The organism is Streptomyces sp. NBC_00252 (assembly GCF_036187565.1).
Taxonomy (GTDB): domain Bacteria; phylum Actinomycetota; class Actinomycetes; order Streptomycetales; family Streptomycetaceae; genus Streptomyces.
Map to the genome: position 1 here is coordinate 6034837 of NZ_CP108087.1, position 22142 is coordinate 6056978.

25 protein-coding genes are annotated in these 22142 nt (G+C 68.9%); 13 read left to right on the forward strand and 12 right to left on the reverse strand.

Annotated elements, in window-relative coordinates:
* Window positions 1-3: 3 nt before the first annotated feature.
* From OHT77_RS26660 to OHT77_RS26675, 4 genes are all read right to left on the reverse strand, one after another.
* A complete protein-coding gene (locus OHT77_RS26660; protein WP_328830983.1) occupies window positions 4-933 on the reverse strand; it encodes a phage distal tail protein in 930 nt (309 codons plus the stop codon).
* A gap of 250 nt (window positions 934-1183) precedes the next feature.
* Window positions 1184-2464: a tape-measure protein gene (locus OHT77_RS26665; RefSeq protein ID WP_328830984.1), complete on the reverse strand. Its 1281-nt coding sequence runs from the start codon at window positions 2462-2464 to the stop codon at window positions 1184-1186.
* Window positions 2461-3657, reverse strand: a complete 1197-nt coding sequence (locus tag OHT77_RS26670) for a phage tail protein (protein WP_328830985.1) — start codon at window positions 3655-3657, stop codon at window positions 2461-2463. The genes OHT77_RS26665 and OHT77_RS26670 overlap by 4 nt, the downstream gene beginning before the upstream one ends.
* Before the next feature lie 57 nt (window positions 3658-3714).
* Window positions 3715-4383 carry a hypothetical protein gene (locus OHT77_RS26675; protein WP_328830986.1) on the reverse strand — a complete coding sequence of 223 codons (669 nt, stop codon included), beginning with the start codon at window positions 4381-4383 and terminating at the stop codon, window positions 3715-3717.
* 115 nt (window positions 4384-4498) lie between these two features.
* On the opposite strand from OHT77_RS26675, the gene OHT77_RS26680 reads away from it, so the two are divergent.
* On the forward strand, window positions 4499-5143 hold the full coding sequence (locus OHT77_RS26680) for a hypothetical protein (protein ID WP_328830987.1): 645 nt from the start codon (window positions 4499-4501) through the stop codon (window positions 5141-5143).
* Between the two features lie 54 nt (window positions 5144-5197).
* Here OHT77_RS26680 and OHT77_RS26685 read toward each other — a convergent pair whose 3' ends face one another.
* On the reverse strand, window positions 5198-5395 hold the full coding sequence (locus tag OHT77_RS26685) for a DUF397 domain-containing protein (protein WP_328830988.1): 198 nt from the start codon (window positions 5393-5395) through the stop codon (window positions 5198-5200).
* 14 nt (window positions 5396-5409) lie between these two features.
* Complete coding sequence (locus tag OHT77_RS26690) at window positions 5410-6261, reverse strand: helix-turn-helix domain-containing protein (protein WP_328830989.1); 852 nt, start codon at window positions 6259-6261, stop codon at window positions 5410-5412.
* Between the two features lie 158 nt (window positions 6262-6419).
* On the opposite strand from OHT77_RS26690, the gene OHT77_RS26695 reads away from it, so the two are divergent.
* A complete protein-coding gene (locus tag OHT77_RS26695; RefSeq protein WP_328830990.1) occupies window positions 6420-6851 on the forward strand; it encodes an ATP-binding protein in 432 nt (143 codons plus the stop codon).
* Window positions 6852-6866: 15 nt separating this feature from the next.
* Here OHT77_RS26695 and OHT77_RS26700 read toward each other — a convergent pair whose 3' ends face one another.
* Window positions 6867-7073 carry a hypothetical protein gene (locus tag OHT77_RS26700; protein WP_266769384.1) on the reverse strand — a complete coding sequence of 69 codons (207 nt, stop codon included), beginning with the start codon at window positions 7071-7073 and terminating at the stop codon, window positions 6867-6869.
* A 349-nt stretch (window positions 7074-7422) separates the two neighbouring features.
* Between OHT77_RS26700 and OHT77_RS26705 the strand changes: the two genes are divergently transcribed.
* Window positions 7423-8226, forward strand: coding sequence for a hypothetical protein (locus OHT77_RS26705; protein WP_328830991.1), 804 nt, complete (start codon window positions 7423-7425; stop codon window positions 8224-8226).
* 43 nt (window positions 8227-8269) lie between these two features.
* Here OHT77_RS26705 and OHT77_RS26710 read toward each other — a convergent pair whose 3' ends face one another.
* The 5 genes from OHT77_RS26710 to OHT77_RS26730 all read right to left on the reverse strand — a co-directional run bounded on the left by OHT77_RS26710 (window position 8270) and on the right by OHT77_RS26730 (window position 11011).
* Entirely contained in the window at window positions 8270-8635 is a 366-nt protein-coding gene (locus OHT77_RS26710) for a hypothetical protein (protein ID WP_328834347.1), read from the reverse strand.
* A gap of 65 nt (window positions 8636-8700) precedes the next feature.
* Complete coding sequence (locus OHT77_RS26715; protein ID WP_266769381.1) at window positions 8701-8991, reverse strand: hypothetical protein; 291 nt, start codon at window positions 8989-8991, stop codon at window positions 8701-8703.
* A gap of 90 nt (window positions 8992-9081) precedes the next feature.
* Entirely contained in the window at window positions 9082-9681 is a 600-nt protein-coding gene (locus tag OHT77_RS26720; protein WP_266769379.1) for a phage tail tube protein, read from the reverse strand.
* A 142-nt stretch (window positions 9682-9823) separates the two neighbouring features.
* Window positions 9824-10237 (reverse strand): hypothetical protein, encoded by a 414-nt coding sequence (locus OHT77_RS26725; protein ID WP_328830992.1) that lies wholly within the window; start codon window positions 10235-10237, stop codon window positions 9824-9826.
* Window positions 10238-10543: 306 nt separating this feature from the next.
* Window positions 10544-11011 carry a helix-turn-helix domain-containing protein gene (locus tag OHT77_RS26730; protein ID WP_328830993.1) on the reverse strand — a complete coding sequence of 156 codons (468 nt, stop codon included), beginning with the start codon at window positions 11009-11011 and terminating at the stop codon, window positions 10544-10546.
* A gap of 275 nt (window positions 11012-11286) precedes the next feature.
* On the opposite strand from OHT77_RS26730, the gene OHT77_RS26735 reads away from it, so the two are divergent.
* The 10 genes from OHT77_RS26735 to OHT77_RS26780 all read left to right on the forward strand — a co-directional run bounded on the left by OHT77_RS26735 (window position 11287) and on the right by OHT77_RS26780 (window position 22099).
* Window positions 11287-11601, forward strand: coding sequence for a WhiB family transcriptional regulator (locus OHT77_RS26735; RefSeq protein WP_328830995.1), 315 nt, complete (start codon window positions 11287-11289; stop codon window positions 11599-11601).
* Window positions 11594-12262, forward strand: a complete 669-nt coding sequence (locus OHT77_RS26740; protein WP_443048130.1) for a hypothetical protein — start codon at window positions 11594-11596, stop codon at window positions 12260-12262. Before OHT77_RS26735 ends, OHT77_RS26740 begins: the two co-directional genes overlap by 8 nt.
* Before the next feature lie 20 nt (window positions 12263-12282).
* A complete protein-coding gene (locus tag OHT77_RS26745) occupies window positions 12283-12468 on the forward strand; it encodes a hypothetical protein (RefSeq protein ID WP_328830996.1) in 186 nt (61 codons plus the stop codon).
* 614 nt (window positions 12469-13082) lie between these two features.
* A complete protein-coding gene (locus OHT77_RS26750) occupies window positions 13083-13640 on the forward strand; it encodes a DUF1707 and DUF4190 domain-containing protein (RefSeq protein ID WP_328830997.1) in 558 nt (185 codons plus the stop codon).
* Between the two features lie 309 nt (window positions 13641-13949).
* The gene (rpsL, locus tag OHT77_RS26755) at window positions 13950-14321 is read left to right on the forward strand and encodes a 30S ribosomal protein S12 (protein ID WP_003948652.1); all 372 of its coding nucleotides are present in this window, start codon (window positions 13950-13952) and stop codon (window positions 14319-14321) included.
* 3 nt (window positions 14322-14324) lie between these two features.
* A complete protein-coding gene (gene rpsG / locus OHT77_RS26760; protein WP_005481264.1) occupies window positions 14325-14795 on the forward strand; it encodes a 30S ribosomal protein S7 in 471 nt (156 codons plus the stop codon).
* Between the two features lie 39 nt (window positions 14796-14834).
* Complete coding sequence (fusA, locus tag OHT77_RS26765) at window positions 14835-16964, forward strand: elongation factor G (protein WP_328830998.1); 2130 nt, start codon at window positions 14835-14837, stop codon at window positions 16962-16964.
* Window positions 16965-17140: 176 nt separating this feature from the next.
* A complete protein-coding gene (gene tuf / locus OHT77_RS26770) occupies window positions 17141-18334 on the forward strand; it encodes an elongation factor Tu (RefSeq protein ID WP_019072299.1) in 1194 nt (397 codons plus the stop codon).
* 179 nt (window positions 18335-18513) lie between these two features.
* On the forward strand, window positions 18514-21693 hold the full coding sequence (locus tag OHT77_RS26775; RefSeq protein WP_328830999.1) for a glycosyl hydrolase 115 family protein: 3180 nt from the start codon (window positions 18514-18516) through the stop codon (window positions 21691-21693).
* 46 nt (window positions 21694-21739) lie between these two features.
* A complete protein-coding gene (locus OHT77_RS26780; RefSeq protein WP_328831000.1) occupies window positions 21740-22099 on the forward strand; it encodes a hypothetical protein in 360 nt (119 codons plus the stop codon).
* Window positions 22100-22142: the final 43 nt, after the last annotated feature.

The following is a 22142-nucleotide window of genomic DNA, read 5'->3' on the forward strand; positions in this document are numbered from 1 at the left end:
CGATCACCACTCCGCCGAGCGCCAGCGCACCGAGAGCTGCGCGCCCGTGTCGTAGGTGTCGGGGCGGAACGCCAGCTCGGCGCGGCCCGGTTCGAAGGCGAAGAGCTCCTCGGGGCTGCTGTCCGCCGCCGCGGTGTGACGCCGGGAGGCGGTGGAGTTGAGGGTGACCGTGCCGGCCGCCGTGTCCACGACGAGTTCGTCGCCGGCGGCGAGTCCGATCTCGTAGCGCAGCCGCCGGCCCGAAGTGCGGTCGGTGACGGTCGGGTTGGTGCAGGGGCCGGTGAACGTGAGGATCGGATGCGTGGGCGCCGAACCGGAGTTGTCGGCGCCGACGTCTCCCGTGGACGACGCCTGGCCCCAGTACAGCGGCCAGGTCAGCGGCCAGGTGAGGCCGCTCTCCGGCTGCGGGGCGCCGGTGACGGCCGTCTGCTCGTCGACGGTGTAGCGGCGCGGGTCGGTGGCGTACCACTGCACGGACGACTTGGAGACGCCCTGTGTCGTGTACGTCCGGTCGGCGGCCAGTACGCGCTGGCTCACCCGGGCGCGGATGGCCAGGGTCTCGCCGTGCAGCCGTACCGCGAGCCAGCGTTCGGAGTCGCCGAGCAGCAGGGCCTGGCGGAGGGCGCGCATCGCGGTGAGCGAGGACGCGGTGTCGTCGCTCGGGGGCACGGTCCATACCGAGCCGCCGACCTTGCGGGGTTTGGCGTAGCGCGCGCCGGGCCAGGCGCCGTGTGCGGTGGGGTGATCGGCGTCTGTCGTGTCGTAGTCCGGCAGGTCCTCCCACCCGGTGAGTCCGTCACTGCCGATCTCGTACGGCGTACCGGGGCCGAGCAGCAGGCCCGCCCACTGGAGTTGGCCGTCTCGGGTGATGAGGGTGCCGGGGGGGATGTCGTCGGTTGTTGTGGCGGAGGGGGTGGTCGTGAGATCGGCCATGGGGCGTCACCTCGCTGGGGTGGGTGGGGTAAGGAGAGACGGGGGGCGTGATGGCTTCGCCGGGGGTTGTTCGTCGGCTGCAGGCGCGTTGTGGCTGGTCGCGCAGTTCCCCGCGCCCCTAGGGGGTGTGGCTGGGGCGGGGTTGAGAGGTTGCGCTGGGATGTGGTCACGCCCGCGCGGCGGGGCCGCAGATGGATACGGCCCCGCGCCCCTGGGGGGTGTGGCTGGGGCGGGGCTGCATGGTTGTGGGCTATGCGCGGGCGCCTGCGTGGGCCTTGGTCAGGAAGAGGAGGTCGGTGGCTGTGCCGTGGGCGCCGGTGCCGTGGGTTTCGTGGAACTCGCTTATGTGGTGGATGGGTTGGGCGTGCCGGGGGGAGCGGGTGCGGGCGGCGAGGGCGCGTTGGCGGTCCAGGGCCGTGAGGGAGAGGACCTTGCCGGTGCGGGCGCCGGGGATGGCGATGCCGCCCTCCGCGAGCATCGGGATCTTGCTGAGGTGCACGCCGAACTTCTTGCCGAGGATGCTGAAGCTGAGCTTGTTCAGGCCGTCGATCACCCAGTTCGCGAAGGCGACCAGGCCCTCGATCGGACCCTTCACGACCCCGGCGACGGTCTGGGCACCGGTGGTGACGAACCGGCCCATCGCACGCAGGGTGTTGGCGGTGGCGTTCTTGATCCGGGTGAAGCCGGCCGGGATGTCCTTGGTGATCCAGTTCAGGACCGGCTTGACGGCGTTCTTGAGGCCGCTCCAGATCGCGGACACCTTGCCGCTCAGGGCGCGGGTGTCACCGGTGGTCAGCGCCTTGAGGACGGCGAAGCCGGTGCCGATGACCGTGCCGAGGACGGAGAGGGTGGTGGCAATCAGGGTGAGGTAGCCGGTGACGTACGTGTTCACCGCGCTCGCGATCAGCTTCAGCACCGGGCCGAGGATCGTGAGGTAGCTCTGGACGTACTTCAGGATCAGCGTGGCCAGTTGGTCCATCAGCCGCTGGCCGGTCTCGGAGTTCAGCGCGATGTCCAGCAGCCAGCCGGCCAGGGGGAGCAGGATGCCGGCGACGAAGCCGAGGGGGTTGGCTCGGGTGACGGCGTTGATGATGATCATCACGCCGGAGCCGATGGTCATGGCCGTACCGAAGGTGTCGAGGAGACCGCCCAGGACACCGGACGCGGCGATGAGAGTCCCGACGACGGCGAAGACACCGCCCAGGCCGGTGCTGAGCCTGCCGAGGGCCTTCTTGGCCGAACTGATCCTGGTGGCGGTCGACTTGATGCCGGAGGCCGCGGTGGTCGAGGTCTGCCCGGTCCTGGTGACGGAACGGGCCGCGGTGTCCGCGTTCGTCTTGATCTGCTGTACGGCGGTGGCGCCCTGGGCCGCGGGTGCGGCGACGCGGTCGAGGTCGGCGGCGGCGCCGGTGACGCGCTGGGCGAAGGACCGTACTCCGGACTGGGCCTGGTCGACCCTGGTCCGGAAGGAACGCAGGGCGGGGACGGCACCGGCGAGGGGATTGCCGAGCGGCGCGGCCGCGCTGCTCATCCGCGCGCCTTCGCCAGGAACATCAGCGCGTCGGCGGTGCTCTGCGGGGTGCTGGTCTGGGCGGCGTAGTAGTTCTCGATGTGCAGCGCGCTGCCGTCCGCGCCGGACATCCCGGCGTACGCCTGCCCGCGCGAGGCCGCGGCCTTGAGCAGCCGGTCGAGCTTGCTGAGCGGCAGGACGGCCTCCGCCTCACCGGCCTCGGCCAGGAGCGCCGGGACACCGCCGGAACGGGGCATCACGACACCGCCGGAGGCCAGCGCGGGGATCCTCGGCAGGCTGACGCCGAAGGTCTTGCCGCCGACCATCGGGACCCAGCCGGGGATGGAGACGTGGATGCCGTTGAGGGCGCCGATCGCGCGGTTGATGAGCCCGATGACGGCGTTGATCGGGTCACGGACCGCGCCCTTGATGCCGTTGAATGCCTGGCCGGCGATGCCCTTGAGCCCGCCCCAGATGCTGGACAGCCGGTCCTTCACGGCCCGGAAGGCGTCCGGGATCGCCGACTTGACCCAGCTGACGACCGGCGAGATGACGGCCTTGATGCCCTTCCAGACGCCGGAGACGACCGTACCGATCGCCTTCAGGACGCCGGTGATGATCGACTTCCATACGTTGACGTAGGTCTTGATCACCGTGGCGACGGCCTTCACGATGTTCGTGATCGCCGTCTTGATCCCGCTCCACACCGACTTGATCAGCTTGCCGGCGTTCTTCATGATCGGCTCGATGGCCTTCATGACGCTGCTGATCACGGCCTTGATGACCTCGAAGGCCTGCTTCAGGACCTTCTGCATGGTCTTGGAGTTGGTCACCATGTCGATGACCTTTGAGATGAGTGGCTGGAGCAGGCTCATGAGCATGCCGAAGAAGTTGCCCTTCATCGACTTGTTCATCTTGTCCTGGCCGGTGGCCGCTTTGCCCGCACCGGATTCGTACTTGCCGAGATTGACACCGGCGCTCGAGCCCGTCTTGCCGGCCTTGGCGAGGGACACCTCGGCCCGGTCGGAGGCGGTCTTGAGGTCTTTCAGCTCCTTTCCGGAGCCCTGGGCGGCGGTCTTGAACTGCTTGAGCTGACCTTCACCGGACTTCGCCTTGTCACCGACGCCTTTGACGGCGGTACCGGCCGTGCCCGCCTGGGTCTGGAAGTTCTTGAGTCCGGTCGATGATCTGCTGAGTGCCTGAACGAGGGACATCTGTTCTCTGGTCCTTTCGCGGTCGAGGTGCATATGAACTGGCCCAGTCCATTGCTTTTAGATGCCCGCCAAGGCCTGGCTCAGCGTGTTGACGGAGCCCGTCAATGCGACGAGATTTTTAGCCGTACTGTCCCTGGGTTTTGGTGCCTGCGGTTTTCCGGCGCTTCCGGCCGCTCGCAGCCTGCTGCGAAGGTCGTCCACGCCGCTTTTTGCTTCGTCGGCTGTCCGCTGGGCCAATCGGACATCGCTGTGCAGGTCCTGGCCCTGAGCGGCTTTATAGAAGGTCCCCTTCGCCCAGTTGCGTATCTGTTGCTTCTCCTGCGCCAGCCTCCGCATCATCTCCTGCTTCTGTTCCTGTTCCTTGTTCTTCTTTTCCTGGTCCTCTGTCTCCAGTTTCCTGACGATCTTGTCGGGCATGACCCTGCGCCACCAGTCGTTGTCGGGCTTGGTCCAGGGAAAGGCGTAGAGGGAGTTTCCCAGCCAGCTGATCCCTTTCTCGTCCACTTTGAAGAGAGTGAAGTCGACCTTGACGAGAGTGAGTCCCGTGGCCACCGCAGCGAGACCGATTTTCACGTAGTCAAGCGAGTGATTGATCGCCGTCACCTTCATGGTGAGCGTCTTGGCTTCGTCTTTTCGGAAATAGGCCTGGAGGACGTTGCTCAGGGAAGGGACGTCCTTGCCCCAGTCCAGGGAGTGTTCGGCGCTACCGCCCGAGGGACCTGACATGTGTGTGCCTCTCTTCTGTGTTTAACTCTTCTTCTCCTGAAGGGCTTGAATCCCGGTAATGCGCGATGCGATCATCTGCGGAGTGGCCGAGAACGTGGCTTAAAAAGGGGAAGATGTGGACGCTGCGGTAGTCGTGGATATCCAGGGCGGATTCGTCCCCAATGTGGTGTTGGAGAGCGTTCGGTTTGCCGTGCCGCTGGCCGAGTCCGAGTTCGGCGGACTGGCGGCAGGCATCTGGTTCTGCGCCGGCAGACCGATCAGGATTCCCCTTCCGGAGCCGGCGGGGCTCGACGCCTGGGTCGACGACTGGCTCGACCGCGGTTCGCCGACCGCGCGGCTACGCGGTGTGAAGCGCGACAATGGCTTGCAGCGCTTGAAGGAGAGCGGGAAAATCCGCAGCGGTCAGCCGTTCCGGCTTAGTCCGACGCTGGAATCTGTCCTCGATGCGTCGGCGAATCTGCGGGACCACACCGTCGTGTTCGTCGTGCTGACGGAGGAGCCGGAGGACGGCGCGGAGTTCATGGCGACGATGAAGCGCGCGGCACGCTATCCGGTGTTCTGGGTCTTCATCGGAGCCGAGGCATCGGTGGAGCGGTCGGCGCGGCTAGGGGTGGTGGACACCCTGGGCCGAGAGCCCGGGGACCCGGAGAACTTCGTCATCGTCAAGGTCAACGGCTGGCCCGCCGTGACGCGTTGGTCCGTCTCCAGGAAGGTCAGGCGGGCGGTCCGACGCTGGCGCAGCCGGACTCCCCTCGGCTGAGGCGGACGGGGCGGAAGCGAGCCTGGAGATGAGCGGCGGGCGTTCAGCGCCGAGCTACGCCTCCGTACGCAGCAGCCCTGACCCCACGGCCCCCGCGAACTCCGCCCACGCCCTTCGGCTCACCGTGGCCCACGGCAGTTCCGGCTGTTTCGAGTCGCGGAGCGCGATGAGGGGGCCGGTGGTTGCTATCTCGACGCAGTTGTTGGCGGAGGCCTCGGAGTACGAGGACTTGGTCCACTTCAACTCGGGCACGGCGGCTCTTCCTCTTACAGCTCTTTGATGATGTCGAGGATGGCGTCCCTCGACTGGCTGCGATTCAACGCTACTTGTTCGACCGCGTCCATACGGCGCCGGAAGTTGGCCAGTTGGGCGGGAGCGTCGAAGAAGACGGCTCCGGTGGGTGAGTCCACCTGGACCGTGTCCAGGTGGGGACTGTCGGCCGCCACGTAGAGCACGGAGTCGCCTGCCATGGGGAACCCGCCCGCGCTGAACGGGATCACGAGGAGGGTGACGTTGTCTCGCTCGCTCTCCGAGAGCAGATGGTTGAGCTGGGCGCGGGCCACCTGCCGGCCGCCCACCTGCATGCGGAGCGCGGTCTCGTGAATCACGCCCTGGTAGGGCACCGAGGGCTCCTTGGTGATCACCGCGTGGCGGGCGAGGCGTTGGGCGATGCGCAGTTCCACTTCGAGGCGCGGCAGCGCCGGGATGAACAGGTCGAAGAGGGCACGTGCGTGATCCTCGACCTGGAACATGCCTGGCAGATGGGCAGTCTGAAGCGTGCGTAGCGACGCCGCGTGGTGCTCCAGTTCGGCCAGGTCCAGGAAGTCCGGCGGCACCTTGCCCCGGTACTCGTCCCACCAGCCGCCGCTGCGGCCGCCCGTCATCGAGGCCAGCGCGTCGATCAGCGTCGGGTCGTCGCACTCGTAGATCGCTGCCAGGCGTCGCAGGCGCTGCTCGCTGATGCCGAACCGGCCCGCTTCCGTGTTGGAGATCGTGGTGCGGTCCGTGCCGAGGAGTTCGGCGGCTCGCGGCGCGGACATGCCGGTGGCCTCCCGCAACCGTCGTAGCTCGGCGCCGAAACGGCGTTGCCGGACTGTCGGGGTCTGCCTCGGTGCCATGTCGTCCTCTCCTCGCTCGCGCACAGTGTGCCCAGCGGCGTCGGGCCAGTCCATCGAACAACAAAACTCAACCTGTTGGAGCCAATTTGGTCTCACCTGTTGTAAATCGCCGCTACGGTGAGGCGCACCCCACTCATCGACTCCCCGCGAGGTGAACGATGGACCACCCTCCCTTCGACACCACCCCCACCCGCGTCGGTTGGGACACCTCCGCCCTCGACCCCCTCCGCCCCGTCGCCGAGGCCCGGCACCGCACCCGCGTCTGGCTCCAGGAGCACTGGAAACTGGGCGAGTTGGCCGGCTCCGTCGAGCTCGCGGTGGGGGAGCTGTGCACCAATGCCGTACGGCACGGCGGTGGGCTCGCCGGGTTGGAGCTGGCACTCGGGACCGGGCGGGAGTTCGCTCCGCCGTTTCTGCGGGTGATGGTGACCGACCACGCGCCTGCGCTGGCGCCCGAACTGCCCGCGTGCGCGGACCTGTTGGACGAGGGCGGACGGGGGCTGCGGCTCGTCGAGGCGTTGGCGCGGCGGTGGGGATGGCATCGCACCGGGTTCGACGAGAAGCAGGTCTGGTGCACATTCACCGTGTGAGGCGGTGACCGGTGCTCACGGCCGGCCGCCCCGCCCCCGTCCCGCCTCGGTCAGCGCGTCCGTCCAACCCGCCGCGTACGCCCGTGACTCGCGCGTGAGCAACTCCTCGTACAGCCGGTCGAGCAGGGCCTCGCGGTTCGGCGCGGGGGAGCGCAGGAGGTGGGCGAGGTGGGCGTAGGTGTCGATCGGCTGGTGCGGGGAGTTGCTCGTGCCAGTCGCCATGTCGGCCTGCTTTCCGGTCTGTCCGCTGGGCTGGTGGTACAGGTGGCGCTCCTGAGGCGTTCGAAGCGTCTGTTCGAACTAGTGTACGAGTAATCTCATGGTGGCGTTTCGTGTTTGCCGAACCCCGTCGCCCGCTCGGCGCTCCGGACCTGCGGTGATACGGGGTGCGGTGGCAGTTGTGCCGGCTCGGTGAAGTAGGATCCGGCCGTTCTCCCGTCGGTGAATGAAAGGTGAATGACCAGGCCCGGTGCGGCATTTGGGGGCCTGTGTACGACGGTGGGCGGCGACAGGGCGGCCGTCCTCGCGCTGGGGGGCGCGGTGGGGCAGGGACGAGAGCAAGGCCTACGGGGTGGATGGGAACGCGAGCAACGCGCGGCAGACGCATGTGATCGACTGGCTCGAACAAGCCCCCGATCTCCCTCACCTCATCGCCCGACTGTCCGAACTCGTCCTACGGCTCGGCTACGCCCCCGACGACCTCGTCATCCTTCCCCGCGCCGAACTCGACCGGCGGGAACTGGCCGCCTACAGCGCGGGTTGGGCCGATGTGGTCGACGAGCAACTCCCCGCTGTCCGGCGGGCGTACGAGCAGCGCATCACCGCCGCCTACCTCCAGGGGCAGGAGGACGCCCGCACCGGGCGCCGCCCGCGCCGCGCACCACGTGAGTACGGGAGCGGCAGCGGTGGTGAGGTCATTCAGCTTCCCTATGTCCAACTGCTGCGGCCGCCCTCCGAGTTGACGCGAGTAGAGGAGCGCGGGGAACGGGAGCGGTCCCTCGCGGACGGGGCGCCCCTGCCCGTTCCGGAGGTGGTGACGGAGGACGAGTCCCCGGCGGAGACCGAGGCCGACATCCTCGTCTCCGCCCGTGACGTCCGCGAGAAGCGGCCCGCACCCACCGAACGGCGTCCGGTCGTACGGCGCAACGGGCGGCCCAGCGTGCCCCCGCTCAACGCCGGTGCCGGACGCGACAAGGGACGTAGAGCGACGGAGTCGTCCGACGCGTCCCCGTCCCCCTCCTCCGCCGGCGACCGGAGCGAGAAGCGTCCCCTCCTCTCCGCCAAGGCCCGTGCCCTCGCTGATGAGTTGGAGGGGCGGGCCCCCGGACGGCGGCGGGACGAGGAGCCGGGGCCCGTGGAGGACCCGGCCGGGTGACGGGAGGCGGCGGGCACCCTCGGCGAGGGCGCCGCCGCTCCGATCAGCCGAAGAAGCGGGCCAGTTGGACCGTCGACGGCGTCGCGTCCGCCGCCGCTGCCGTCTTCTCCGGCTCGCTTTCGTCCGGCGCCTCCCCGCCCCCGGTCTCCGTGCCGTCGTCGTACGACGGGCGTGGTACCGGTGCCGGGGGGTCTGGATGGTCGCCCTCCTCCGAGTTGACGGAGGCGAACATCCAGTTGGCGGCGGCGAGATGGTCCACGGCGGCGGCCAGCAGATGGTCGGTCACCGACCAGTCGGCTGCCTCGCCGTGCAGCTCCCGGTTGAGGGCGCTGTCATGCGGCAACTGCCGTATGAGCACGGTGAGTCGGCGCGCGGAGAGCCGGTCACGGTGCCAGTCGAGCAGATCGATGCCGTAGTAGCGGAGCAGGTCCGCCTCGAGGGCCTCGGCGTGTTCGTCGACGAACCCGACGAGGCTCAGCCTTCCCCCAGGCCGAGCCCGGTCTCCTTGCCGTAGGCCTCCAGGATGGCGGCGATGTCCTGCATCGTGACCTCGTGCTGCTCGAAGCGGGTGAACTGCTTCTCGCCCAGCAGGAGTCGGAGCAGCCCGTCCACGTCGTTGTCGTCGAGCTTGCGCAGCGCCTTGGCGGTGGCCCGGGTCAGCTCGGTGGGCAGGGTGTAGCTCTCGGTGTCGAGTTCGAACGACCAGGTACGGCCGAGGGCTTCGAGCCGCTGGGCGCGGGCCGCGTTGACGTCGAAACGGGTCATGGTGATGAGGGCTCCTAACTGGGTTCAGGAATAAGCGAGTTGGGGGAGCCGGGGTGGGACGGGCGAGGCTGCCCGTCCCACCCCGGTGGGTCAGGACGCGGCGTACGCGGCGTCCTTCATCACGAAGCTGGCCAGCGGCGAACCGTCGGCCGCGGACATCGCGCTGAACGTGATGCCGAGCTGCGCCGCCGACTTGCGGGCCAGCTTGATGTCGTCCGACGCGGTGACCTGGCCGCGCGGGATGCCGAAGCGGTACGTCACGGTCGAGCCGTCGCTCGCCCGCACATCCGTGAACTCCAGCCCGAGGGCGCGGACATCGGCGAACGGGCGGTCGGCGATGTCGTACTGGTAGACGCCGGTCGAACCGGTCACCGCGTCGACCCCGCCGCCGCCCATGAAGAACGGCAGCGTTTCCTCGTTGAACTGCATCAGCGAGAACTTCAGGGTCAGGTCGCGGTCCGAGTACACGAAGTGCACCGGGCTGACGGCCTGCCACACGTCGACCGGCTCCAGCTTGTCCTTCTTGCTGAAGGTGACGCCGTCGCCGGAGGTGAACCCGAGGTTCTTCCAGGTCGACCAGTCGGTCGCGCCGTCGGCGGAGAACGTCGACGGTACGGCCGTGTCGGCCGGGGCGACGTAGAGGCGGCCGACACCGGCGATGCGGATCTCGGAGGAGTTGGTTCCTGCCATGGTGAATCTCCTTGTTTTCCGGGTGAGTTGAGATGTGGAGCGGTCGTACTCGGGAGGTCCGGGTACGAAGAAGGCCCCGCCGGGGGGTGGCGGGGCCTTCGGTCTGTGGGGCGTGGAGCGTCCGGGGGATCAGGGGAGGGGATCAGTAGACGTCCACGTACACCTTCATCACCGTGACGTAGCGGTTGGCCGCGGAGTAGAGGTAGTCGGGCAGCCAGCGGGGGCCGTCCTGCTCCTCGACCTCGGTGACGAGGTTCGTGCCGTACTTGTTGTTCGCCATCGCGAGTACGGCCTGCCGGGCGTCGTTGGCCAGGACGTGCGCGGCCTGCTTGGTCGGGCCGTACACCTCCAGCTCGATCAGCGGCTGGTCGACATGGCGCTCGCCGACCCAGGCGCCGCCGCGCCGGTTGACGAACACGGACGCGGCCGTGCCGTCGAAGCCGGTCGGCGCCTGTACGGCGACGATGGCGCCGGAGAGCCGGGGGTCGTCCTTCAGGATGTCGACGATCATCGCCTCGACGTCCGGGAAGGCGCTCGGTGGAGTGGGTGTGGTCATGCCGGGTCACCTCGGGGCAGCTTCGGGAGAGCGTGCGGGACGCGACGAGGCACTGAGCAGCCGACCTGCGGGCGCAGCTCCGCCGCTGCACCAACTGTGACAGACGAGCGTGCGCGCACGCAACTAAAAACGAGGGCCGGTGGGGAAGCGGAGACCTGGGGTGGGGGAGGGGCTCGGGAGCCGAGGGGGAGTGCTGGGCGGGGCGGGGGTGGGGGTGGGGGAGAAGCTTGGGGCGCGGGGAGGGAGGGACCAGTTCCCTCTACCGCGAAACAGGGACCGCCGACGCGGAAACCGGGCGTCGGCCGGTCAGTCGGTCACCAGCATGCGGGCGCCCTCGTGATCCGCGTGCTCCGCCCCCGGCGCCTCGTTCGGCAGGAACTGCTCGACCACCCGCACGAACATCTCCCGCCGGTCGGCAGGCACCCCCAGCAGGTCGGCGACCTCCTCCAGCGTGGGGCGGCGGCCGAACTCGGCACTGGGCGCGGGGGAGGCCAAGTAGTCGTGCGGATCGGCGAGTTCCTCCGCGGTGAGCCGGCCGGAGCGGATGAGCATGTCGCGGACCGGCACGCCCAGCACGCGGGCGAGCCTGCGGGTGGTCTCGAGGTCCGGCATGCTCTGGCGCTGCAGCAGGCGGGTGACGGCGGCCCGGTGGACGCCCGCCTCGTCCGCTATCCGGGACTTGCCGCCGCCGCGCGGGCTGTCGATGTCGTAGCCGCGGTCGCGCATCAGGTCCTCGACCCACGCGGCGAACGCGTCCAGATCCTGGCTGGTCATCTGTGTGCTCGCTTCCTTTGGATGGCAGCGAGTTTAGCTTGCTTGCGCGCACGGAATTACGTGCTCGCGTGCAACCACTGAGGAAAATCCGTCCAATTAGGCGGAGGTTCGGTGGAGATGGGGGTGTGGGGGCCGGTTTCGTGACGGATTGTCGTCACGGCTGTGAGGTGAGTGACCAGAGTTTACGTTGCGGGCGCGCGCGCAATCTGTAAACCTGGACGACCGGATGGCACGTGCCAAACGCCTGTGCCACACCCGTCCGACAGGGAGGCCCCATGTCCACCGACTCCTGCCCGCCACCGCGCCCCTACGACGAACCCGCCGGCTGGCAGAGCGCCGCCGCCTGCGCCGGGTTCTCGCCCAGGGCCGTCTTCTCGAAGAAGATCAAGGAGGCCGCCCCCGTGCTGCGGGCCTGCGCCCGCTGCCCGGTACGGCGGAAGTGCGAACGGATCGTCGCCCCGGCCGACAACTGGTTCGACGGCGTCTGCGGCGGCCGGCTCTACCGCTCCGGGCGCCCGGTCGAGATCCCCGCGCACCTCCTCCCGATCATGTCGGCGGCGCCGGCTGCGCGGGGAGGCTCCCTTGCCTGACCGGAGTCCGGCGTCCGCCGCGGCGGACCCGACCACGCACGCCGCCCTCTGGATCGGCATGCTGCTCCAGCAGTTCCCCGAACTCACCGTCGAACTCGCCCCCGGCCGCGCCGCCCCCACCCACCGAGCCCCCGCCCCGCCCCCGCCCGACCTCGCCGACCGGCTCCGCGAGGAGCGCGCCGAGGCCCTCCTCCAGGAACAACGGCACGGACTCGTCGCCCCCGGCCACAGCGCGGCCCCGCTGCGCCTGCACATCTCCGACACGATCCGGGACATCACCGACGGCGTCGTAGAACTGGAGGAGGCCGTGCGCGAGCGGCTCGGGCTTCCCCGGGCGCGGCGGGTGCCCGTGCCCGAGCGGCTGCGGCGGATCGCCGGGCTGCTCGACGCGGTGGCCGCCGACGCCGTACTCGCGGCGCATGTGCGGGACGAGACGCGGCGGATGGCGCGGCGCTGCGCGCGGGCGCTGGGGGACACCGAGACCGTCGTACGGGTGTCGGGCCGCTGCCCCTGGTGCGACTCCGTCTCGCTACGGGCCTTCCCCGACCGGGGCGCGGTGCTCTGCGTGAACCCGGCCTGCCGCTGCCCGGAGCCGGACTGCGGCTGCCACGACGACCCGGCCTACCGGCACACCTGGGACGAGGGGGAATGGAACCGATGACGACGTCCACCAGGAGCGCGATGCCGACACTGATCCCCGGCCCGCTCGCCGCACAGGAGGCGGGAGTCGCCCCCGCCACCATCCGCAAGTGGGTCCAACTCGGACACCTGACCCCGGCCGCGAAGGCGGGCCGGGCCCAACTGTTCCGCCTGGAGGACGTGTTCGCCGCGGAGCGCGCGGCCGGCGGCATCCGACGCACCCGGTGAGGGACGGCTGTCGCCGGGCCTTTCAGGGGCCCCCGGGGTTGCTCCCGTCGCCACCCGCAAGCCGATCCAGCTCGGGCACCTGACCCCGGCCGGTGAGGCCGGGTGCGCGGCCGCCAGCACTCGCAAGCCGGTCGGGCTCGGGTGCCTGACTCCGGGGGGTCAGTCAGGGCGGGCCCGGCTGTTCCGGCGTCGGCGGGCGTGTTCGCCGTAGAAACAGAACGCGCCGCCGACGGCCCTCGGCGTACCCGCTCAAGGCCGGCCGCCGCCGCGCCCTGACGGCCGACCCCGCCCTTACGGCCCCCGGCCCCCTCTTACCGCCGCTCCCGCTCCCTCTGCCCCCCGCTCCCCCTAACGCCGCCCTCGCTCCCTCTACCGCCCCCTCCGCTTACCGCCCCCCGCTCCCCTTACCGACCCCCGCCCCCTTACCGCCGCCCTCGCTCCCTCTACCGCCCGCTCCCCTTACCGACCCCCGCTCCCCCTACCGCCGCCCCCGCTCCGCTCTATAGGGAAACCGGGGGCGGCCCCCTATATACCCCCGGAGGGAACCGGTGCCGTTTTCTGTGCGTTGGAGCATGATGAAGGCATTCGGTCTCCGGCGCCGGGGGAGGTGCTCTGTGTCGTACCCGACACCGTGGCAGGGACAGGGGCAGGGGTCGCCGCAGCCCTGGCAGGGGCAGAGCGGGGCGTCGATGCTGGCCGCGACCGCCGACCGGGAGCGGACGGTGGACGTGCTCCGGGCCGGTTTCGCCGAGGGGCGGCTGCGTGAGGACGAGCTGGAGAAGCGGGTCGCGCGGGCCTACGACTCCCGGACCGTGGGCGAGTTGATGCTCCTGGTCGCCGATCTGCCCCAGGGTCCGCTGGCGGTGCCCGTCTTCCAGGGGCCGCAGGCCGGGTTCCGCCCGGTGCCGCCGACGTTCCTGCCGCCCCCGGTCCAGCCGACCAACGGCAAGGCGGTCGGCTCCCTGGTCTGCGGGCTGCTCACCGTGCCGACGATGGGCCTCACCGGCATCCCCGCGGTGATCCTCGGCCACACCGCCCGCGCGGAGATACGCAGGACCGACGAGGGCGGCGACGGATTCGCGCTGACCGGACTGGTCTTCGGCTGGCTCGCGCTCACCGGCTGGACCCTGATGCTGCTGCTCCTGATCGTGGCCACCGCCAGCTCCCCGTGAGGGGCGGGCGCCGTAGAATCGAAGATCGCTGAGGGGGTCCGGCTTCGGCATGTCCCGTGCCGAGCCGTGGGTGCCACCCATTTGTTTTGACCGCAGCGAATGAGGTAGGTACGCTCAGACCTTGTGCCTGGGGTGTGCCCTGGCTCTCGTGCGTGCCTTGAACCGCACTAAGGGAGCCGACACTGGCCACCGCAATCTGCGCCCCTTTTGCTCACCGGCGAAAGTCTGCGGGATTCGACACACCCGACCGCGTGGGTCGGCGACGTTCCAGGTTAGCTTCACCATCGGCACACAGAAACCGGAGAAGTAGTGCCTACGATCCAGCAGCTGGTCCGGAAGGGCCGGCAGGACAAGGTCGAGAAGAACAAGACGCCCGCACTCGAGGGTTCCCCTCAGCGTCGTGGCGTCTGCACGCGTGTGTTCACGACCACCCCGAAGAAGCCGAACTCGGCCCTGCGTAAGGTCGCGCGTGTGCGTCTGACCAGCGGGATCGAGGTCACCGCTTACATTCCGGGTGAGGGACACAACCTGCAGGAGCACTCCATCGTGCTCGTGCGCGGCGGCCGTGTGAAGGACCTGCCCGGTGTTCGCTACAAGATCATCCGCGGTTCGCTTGACACCCAGGGTGTGAAGAACCGCAAGCAGGCCCGCAGCCGCTACGGCGCCAAGAAGGAGAAGTAGAAAATGCCTCGTAAGGGCCCCGCCCCGAAGCGCCCGGTCATCATCGACCCGGTCTACGGTTCTCCTCTTGTCACCTCCCTGATCAACAAGGTGCTGCTGAACGGCAAGCGCTCCACCGCCGAGCGCATCGTGTACGGCGCCATGGAGGGCCTGCGCGAGAAGACCAGCAACGACCCGGTCATCACGCTGAAGCGCGCGCTGGAGAACATCAAGCCCACGCTTGAGGTCAAGTCCCGCCGAGTCGGCGGTGCGACGTACCAGGTCCCGATCGAGGTCAAGCCCGGTCGCGCCAACACGCTCGCGCTGCGCTGGCTGGTCGGTTACTCCCGCGCCCGTCGCGAGAAGACCATGACCGAGCGTCTGCTCAACGAGCTTCTCGACGCTTCGAACGGCCTCGGTGCGGCCGTCAAGAAGCGCGAGGACACCCACAAGATGGCCGAGTCCAACAAGGCCTTCGCGCACTACCGCTGGTAGTCGCAGACCCCATCGAGACCGAGAGAAGACTGAAGCCTTATGGCTACCACTTCACTTGACCTGGCCAAGGTCCGCAACATCGGGATCATGGCCCACATCGACGCGGGCAAGACGACCACCACTGAGCGGATCCTCTTCTACACCGGCGTCAGCTACAAGATCGGTGAAGTCCACGACGGCGCTGCCACCATGGACTGGATGGAGCAGGAGCAGGAGCGTGGCATCACGATCACCTCTGCTGCCACCACCTGTCACTGGCCGCTCGAGGACGACGACTACACCATCAACATCATCGACACCCCGGGGCACGTCGACTTCACCGTCGAGGTGGAGCGTTCGCTGCGCGTCCTCGACGGTGCCGTCACGGTGTTCGACGGTGTCGCGGGCGTTGAGCCGCAGTCCGAGACGGTGTGGCGTCAGGCCGACCGTTACGGCGTGCCGCGCATCTGCTTCGTGAACAAGCTCGACCGGACCGGCGCGGAGTTCCACCGCTGCGTCGACATGATCAAGGACCGCCTCGGTGCGGTTCCGCTGATCATGCAGCTGCCGATCGGTGCCGAGATGGACTTCAAGGGCGTTGTGGACCTGGTCCGCATGAAGGCGCTCGTGTGGTCCGCCGAGGCGGCGAAGGGCGAGATGTACGACGTCGTCGACATCCCGGCCACGCACGCCGAGGCCGCCGAGGAGTACCGCGGCAAGCTGGTCGAGGCCGTCGCCGAGAACGACGACGAGATCATGGAGCTGTTCCTGGAGGGCGTCGAGCCCACCGAGGAGCAGCTGTACGCCGCGATCCGTCGCGTCACCATCGCGTCCGGCAAGTCCAAGGGCGTCACGGTCACCCCGGTGTTCTGTGGCACCGCGTTCAAGAACAAGGGCGTCCAGCCCCTGCTCGACGCGGTCGTGCGCTACCTGCCGACCCCCCTGGACGTCGAGGCCATCGAGGGCCACGACGTCAAGGACCCCGAGGTCGTCGTCAAGCGCAAGCCGTCCGTGGACGAGCCGCTGTCCGCGCTCGCGTTCAAGATCATGAGCGACCCGCACCTGGGCAAGCTCACCTTCGTCCGGGTCTACTCGGGCCGCCTCGAGGCGGGTTCGGCTGTGCTGAACTCGGTCAAGGGCAAGAAGGAGCGCATCGGCAAGATCTACCGCATGCACGCGAACAAGCGTGAGGAGATCGAGTCGGTGGGCGCCGGCGACATCGTCGCCGTCATGGGCCTGAAGCAGACCACCACCGGTGAGACGCTGTCCGACGACAAGAACCCGGTCATCCTGGAGTCCATGGACTTCCCGGCGCCGGTCATTCAGGTCGCCATCGAGCCCAAGTCCAAGGGTGACCAGGAGAAGCTGGGTGTAGCCATCCAGCGTCTCGCGGAGGAGGACCCCTCCTTCCAGGTCCACTCGGACGAGGAGACCGGCCAGACCATCATCGGCGGTATGGGCGAGCTGCACCTCGAGGTGCTGGTCGACCGTATGCGCCGTGAGTTCAAGGTCGAGGCCAACGTCGGTAAGCCGCAGGTCGCATACCGTGAGACGATCCGCAAGGCCGTCGAGCGCGTGGACTACACCCACAAGAAGCAGACCGGTGGTACCGGTCAGTTCGCCAAGGTGCAGATCGCGATCGAGCCCATCACCGAGGCCGACGGTCCGGCGTACGAGTTCGTGAACAAGGTCACCGGTGGCCGTATCCCGCGGGAGTACATCCCGTCGGTGGACGCCGGTGCGCAGGAGGCCATGCAGTTCGGCATCCTCGCCGGGTACGAGATGACGGGTGTCCGCATCACGCTGCTCGACGGTGCCTACCACGAGGTCGACTCCTCCGAGCTCGCGTTCAAGATCGCCGGTTCGCAGGCCTTCAAGGAGGCCGCGCGCAAGGCTTCTCCCGTGCTCCTTGAGCCGATGATGGCCGTCGAGGTCACCACGCCCGAGGACTACATGGGTGACGTCATCGGCGACATCAACTCCCGCCGTGGCCAGATCCAGGCCATGGAGGAGCGTGCCGGTGCACGCGTCGTGAAGGGCCTCGTGCCCCTCTCGGAGATGTTCGGCTACGTCGGCGACCTCCGCAGCAAGACCTCGGGTCGCGCAAGCTACTCGATGCAGTTCGACTCCTACGCCGAGGTTCCCCGGAACGTCGCCGAGGAGATCATCGCGAAGGCCAAGGGCGAGTAACACACACCGTTTGCACGCTTTAGGCTTGACACCGACCGCCGGGGTCCGAAGACCGGCAGCGGGACGAGAGATCGTCCCCGGAACCCGGGACCAGAACCCCGGCGGGCGGCATCCCAGCAAAGATCACCTGGCGCCGATGAGTAAGGCGTACCAGAACCACTCCACAGGAGGACCCAGTGGCGAAGGCGAAGTTCGAGCGGACTAAGCCGCACGTCAACATCGGCACCATCGGTCACATCGACCACGGTAAGACGACCCTCACGGCCGCCATTACCAAGGTGCTGCACGACGCGTACCCGGACCTGAACGAGGCCTCGGCCTTCGACCAGATCGACAAGGCTCCTGAGGAGCGCCAGCGCGGTATCACGATCTCGATCGCGCACGTCGAGTACCAGACCGAGACGCGTCACTACGCCCACGTCGACTGCCCCGGTCACGCGGACTACATCAAGAACATGATCACGGGTGCCGCGCAGATGGACGGCGCGATCCTCGTTGTCGCCGCCACCGACGGCCCGATGCCGCAGACCAAGGAGCACGTGCTCCTGGCCCGCCAGGTCGGCGTTCCGTACATCGTCGTCGCCCTGAACAAGGCCGACATGGTGGACGACGAGGAGATCCTGGAGCTCGTCGAGCTCGAGGTCCGTGAGCTCCTCTCCGAGTACGAGTTCCCGGGCGACGACCTTCCGGTCGTCAAGGTCTCGGCGCTCAAGGCTCTCGAGGGCGACAAGGAGTGGGGCCAGACGGTCCTCGACCTGATGGCCGCCGTCGACGAGTCGATCCCGACCCCCGAGCGTGACGTCGACAAGCCGTTCCTCATGCCCGTCGAGGACGTCTTCACGATCACCGGTCGCGGTACGGTCGTCACCGGCCGTATCGAGCGTGGTGTCCTGAAGGTCAACGAGACCGTTGACATCATCGGCATCAAGCAGGAGAAGACCACCACCACGGTCACCGGCATCGAGATGTTCCGCAAGCTGCTCGACGAGGGCCAGGCTGGCGAGAACGTCGGCCTGCTCCTCCGTGGCATCAAGCGCGAGGACGTCGAGCGCGGCCAGGTCATCATCAAGCCCGGCTCGGTCACCCCGCACACGGAGTTCGAGGCCCAGGCGTACATCCTGTCCAAGGACGAGGGTGGCCGTCACACGCCGTTCTTCAACAACTACCGTCCCCAGTTCTACTTCCGCACCACGGACGTGACCGGCGTCGTGACCCTCCCCGAGGGCACCGAGATGGTCATGCCGGGCGACAACACTGAGATGACGGTTTCGCTCATCCAGCCCGTCGCCATGGAAGAGGGCCTGAAGTTCGCCATCCGTGAGGGTGGTCGCACGGTGGGCGCCGGCCAGGTCACCAAGATCAACAAGTAGTCTTGGCTGATCCGACCGGTCTCTGATCGGTAGGTCTCGAAGAGGCCCGTACGACTTCGGTCGTACGGGCCTCTTTGCTGTTACGAAACTATTCGTCGGGTACGACCCGTTGTCCCCTCCCTCCACCCGCCCCACCATTTGTCATGCCGCTGACCAAATGAGGTGTGGAGGGGTGTGCCATGGCTGCGTCCGTCAGTCGAAGAGCCGTTCTGGGGGCGGGAGTTGCCGCGGTACCGGTGCTGTCGTCCGGGGCGATTTCGCCGGCGTCGAGGCCCCTGGAGGCGGGCCCGTACCTCTCCTTCTCGCGTACTGCGGGCGCCTTCCCCCTGGTCGGGGCCCCGGTCGTGGTGGACCCCGACGATCACCCCGGAGTCGTACGGGTCGCAGCGGACCTGAGGGCCGACATCGAACGCGTCACCGGCGTACGCCCCGGCGGCGTGCTCGCGCGGGAGCGTGACGTGGTGCTGGTCGGCACGATCGGGCGCAGCGCGCTGATCGACGGCCTGGTCGCCACCGGGAAACTGGACGTGTCCGGGGTGCGGGGCCGCTGGGAGACCTCGCTGCAGACGGTGGTCGAACGGCCGCTGCCGGGGGTGGAGCGGGCGTTCGTCATCGCGGGGAGCGATCCGCGCGGCACGATCTTCGGTGCCTACGACGTCTCGTACGGCATCGGGGTCTCGCCCTGGCACTGGTGGGACGACGTGCCGCCGACGCACCGCGACGAGGTGTGGGTGCGGCCGGGGCGGTACTCGCAGGGGACGCCGGCGGTGAAGTACCGCGGCTTCTTCATCAACGACGAGAACCCGGCGCTGGGGACCTGGGCGCCGGAGTACTTCGGTCCCGGCAAGGCGCCGGGGTATCCGGGCGGCTTCACCGCGGACTTCTACGGCAAGATCTTCGAGGCGCTGCTGCGGCTGAAGGGGAACTACCTCTGGCCGGCGGTGTGGGGCCGGGCGTTCGCGGAGGACGACCCGGAGAACCACCGGCGGGCCTCGGAGTACGGGATTGTCATGGGCACGTCGCACGAGGCGCCCATGATGCGGGGCATCGAGGAGTGGAACCGGCACGCCGTGGCCGCCGTCCGGGACTCCTCCGGCGCGATCGTGACCCCGGGCCACGATCCGTACGGCGGGACGGGGGAGTGGTCGTACCGCCTCAACTCCCCGGCGATACGCGCCTATTGGCGGGCCGGAATCCAGCGGATGGTCGACCAGGGCTTCGAGGGTGTCGTCACGCTCGGCATGCGCGGGAACGGTGACACCAGCCTCCCCGACGGCGACGGCATCGAGCTGATGCGGGAGATCATCGCGGCGCAACGGCAGATCATCGAGGAGGTGACGGGCCGGCCGGCGGCGGAGACCCCGCAGGTGTGGACGCTGTACAAGGAGGTGCAGCGGTACTGGGACCGGGGGTTGAGGGCGCCGGACGACGTCACGGTGGTCCTCACGGACGACAACTGGGGGAACATCCGTAAGCATCCGGATGCAGGGGACGGCGACCGGGCCGGCGGCTTCGGCCTGTACTACCACTTCGACTACGTGGGCGCCGGGCGGAACTACAAGTGGGTGGACACGGCGAACCTGCGGAACGTGTGGGAGCAGCTGCACGCGGCACACGCCTACGGGAACCACGGGCTGTGGGTGGCCAACGTCGGCGACCTGAAGGGCAACGAACTGCCGACCGAGTTCTTCCTCGACTACGCCTGGAACCCGGCTGCTTGGGACGCCGACGACCTCCCGGCCTGGGAACTCCGGTACGCACGGCAGAACTTCGGCGCGGGCCAGGCCGAGGAGATCGCCTCGGTCCTGTCGACGTACGGACAGCTGCAAGCGCGCCGCAAACCGGAGCTGCTGAACCGCCGCATCACCCTCGTCGACGGCCGCGTGGTCTACGACGACCAGCAGACCCCCTTCGCCTTCGGACACCGGGAGTTGGAGCGGGTCACCGAGGAGTGGCGAGAGCTGGGCCGCCGGGCCGAACGGATCGGCCGACGGCTGCCGGCCCGGGTACGGGACGCGTGGTTCGAACTCGTCGGCTACGAGGTCCAGGCCACCGCCAACCTCTACGGGCTGCGCGCGGCCGAGTTCACGAACCTGCTGTACGCGGCCCAGGGCCGGGCCGCGACCAACGACCTCGCGGAGGCAGCGGAGACGGGCCTGAAGACGGACTTCGCGCTCGCCGACCGCTTCAACTCGGCGGTGGCGAACGGCAAATGGCGGGGTTTCCAGACCCAGCCGCACATCGACTACGGGGATGTGGAGCGGTACGGGCCCAACGCCGGGTGGCAGCAGCCGGAGAAGGACAACGTGGCGCTGCCGGATGTGCTGTTCCCTGCGGTGCGGCGGATCGCGGTGCCGGGGGCGGCGGGGTTGGGGGTGGCGGTGGACGGTGCGGAGGCGGCGTGGCCCGGCGGGACGGGTGCGGCCGTACTCCCGGCCTTCAGCCCGTATCAGACGCGGCCGCAGCAGTTCGTCGAGGTGTTCAACCGGGGTCGTACGGCCTTCGATTACCGGATCGACGTGTCGGCGCCGTGGTTGGTGGTGGACCGGCCGCGCGGGCGGGTCGGGCGGCAGGTACGGGTCGAGGTGCGGGTGGACTGGGCGAAGGTGCCAGTCGGCCGGGCCGAGGGGGAGCTGACGGTGACCGGCGCCGGGGGATCGGTGACGGTCGGGTGCGTCGCCGAGCGGCCGTCGGGACGGGAGGCGCGGGGGCTGCGGGGGTTCGTCGAGGCGGGCGGGTACGTGGCGATCGACGGGGAGCACTACGACCGGGCGGTCGGCGGGTGGCGCCGTGTCGAGGGCATCGGGCGGACCGGGGCGGGGATGACACCGTGGCCCGTGACGCTGCCCCGGCAGACGCCGGGTGGGGTGGGGGCGCCTCGGCTGGAGTACGAGGTGAGTCTGCTGACGGCGGGGGCCGGGGCGGCTGGGGAAGCAGGTGTTTCCGGGGCGTCCCTGGCTTCCAGGGCGTCCCTGACTTCCGGGGCTTCCGGGGCTTCCGGGGCTTCCGGTGTTTCCGGTGTTTCCGGGGGCGAGGTGACGGTGTGGGCGTACCTGTCCCCTCGTAACCCTGCGTTGCCGACGGGCGGGCTGCGCTACGGCGTCTCCCTCGACGACGGTCCGATCCAGACCGTCGACATCAACATCGGCGCAGATGACGGGCTGTTGAACGACGTGTGGGCCCGCAACACCTCCGACAACGTCAACGCGACGGCGACGAAACACTCCGTGACGAAGGCCGGGGTCCACCGGTTGAAGTTCTGGATGGTGGATCCGACGGTGGTGCTGCAGCGGCTCGTGATCGACACGGGGGGTCTGCCGGCGCTGTATCTGGGGCCGTTGGAGAGTCGGCGGATGTAGCGAGGAGACCTCATTGGGCGGGCCGAGTGTGTCGAGCGTGTCGGGTGTGCCGAGCGAACCGGGCGTCTCGGCGCCCAGGAAGCTGGCGTCCTCGCCGGGTGAGAAGCGTGCGGCGGCACGGTCGATCGAGGATCACATCGAGCCCGGTACGCGGGCGGCTGGGCGGTGGGCGGACGACGAACACGGCTCCGCTGTACGGGAGTTCGCCGCGAAGGACGGGGAAGGGTGGGTGACTTCGGCCGCGCTGAAGAAGGCGCACGGGGCGTGGGCGGACCAGGTGCGGAACCTGATGGACCGGCTCGGTGCGGAGAAGGACGCGTTGCGGAGCGGGAACGCGGTGCTGACGAGTACGGATCTGGCGGTGGGGTCGGCGGTGCGGGAGCGGTCGTCGTTGGACACGTTTTGAGGAGCCGGCCTTCCGAACTGCTGTCATCACAGGGACTTTTGGG

Coding starts and splice junctions, on each gene's coding strand:
- OHT77_RS26715 (WP_266769381.1), bottom strand. CDS start 8,991: ATGACCCGTTTCGACGTCAACGCGGCCCGCGCCCAGCGGCTCGAAGCC.
- OHT77_RS26735 (WP_328830995.1), top strand. CDS start 11,287: ATGTCCACCGACTCCTGCCCGCCACCGCGCCCCTACGACGAACCCGCC.
- OHT77_RS26775 (WP_328830999.1), top strand. CDS start 18,514: ATGGCTGCGTCCGTCAGTCGAAGAGCCGTTCTGGGGGCGGGAGTTGCC.
- fusA (WP_328830998.1), top strand. CDS start 14,835: ATGGCTACCACTTCACTTGACCTGGCCAAGGTCCGCAACATCGGGATC.
- OHT77_RS26665 (WP_328830984.1), bottom strand. CDS start 2,464: ATGAGCAGCGCGGCCGCGCCGCTCGGCAATCCCCTCGCCGGTGCCGTC.
- OHT77_RS26690 (WP_328830989.1), bottom strand. CDS start 6,261: ATGGCACCGAGGCAGACCCCGACAGTCCGGCAACGCCGTTTCGGCGCC.
- OHT77_RS26670 (WP_328830985.1), bottom strand. CDS start 3,657: ATGTCCCTCGTTCAGGCACTCAGCAGATCATCGACCGGACTCAAGAAC.
- OHT77_RS26660 (WP_328830983.1), bottom strand. CDS start 933: ATGGCCGATCTCACGACCACCCCCTCCGCCACAACAACCGACGACATC.
- OHT77_RS26695 (WP_328830990.1), top strand. CDS start 6,420: ATGGACCACCCTCCCTTCGACACCACCCCCACCCGCGTCGGTTGGGAC.
- OHT77_RS26720 (WP_266769379.1), bottom strand. CDS start 9,681: ATGGCAGGAACCAACTCCTCCGAGATCCGCATCGCCGGTGTCGGCCGC.
- rpsG (WP_005481264.1), top strand. CDS start 14,325: ATGCCTCGTAAGGGCCCCGCCCCGAAGCGCCCGGTCATCATCGACCCG.
- OHT77_RS26700 (WP_266769384.1), bottom strand. CDS start 7,073: ATGGCGACTGGCACGAGCAACTCCCCGCACCAGCCGATCGACACCTAC.
- OHT77_RS26730 (WP_328830993.1), bottom strand. CDS start 11,011: ATGACCAGCCAGGATCTGGACGCGTTCGCCGCGTGGGTCGAGGACCTG.
- OHT77_RS26745 (WP_328830996.1), top strand. CDS start 12,283: ATGCCGACACTGATCCCCGGCCCGCTCGCCGCACAGGAGGCGGGAGTC.
- OHT77_RS26675 (WP_328830986.1), bottom strand. CDS start 4,383: ATGTCAGGTCCCTCGGGCGGTAGCGCCGAACACTCCCTGGACTGGGGC.
- OHT77_RS26725 (WP_328830992.1), bottom strand. CDS start 10,237: ATGACCACACCCACTCCACCGAGCGCCTTCCCGGACGTCGAGGCGATG.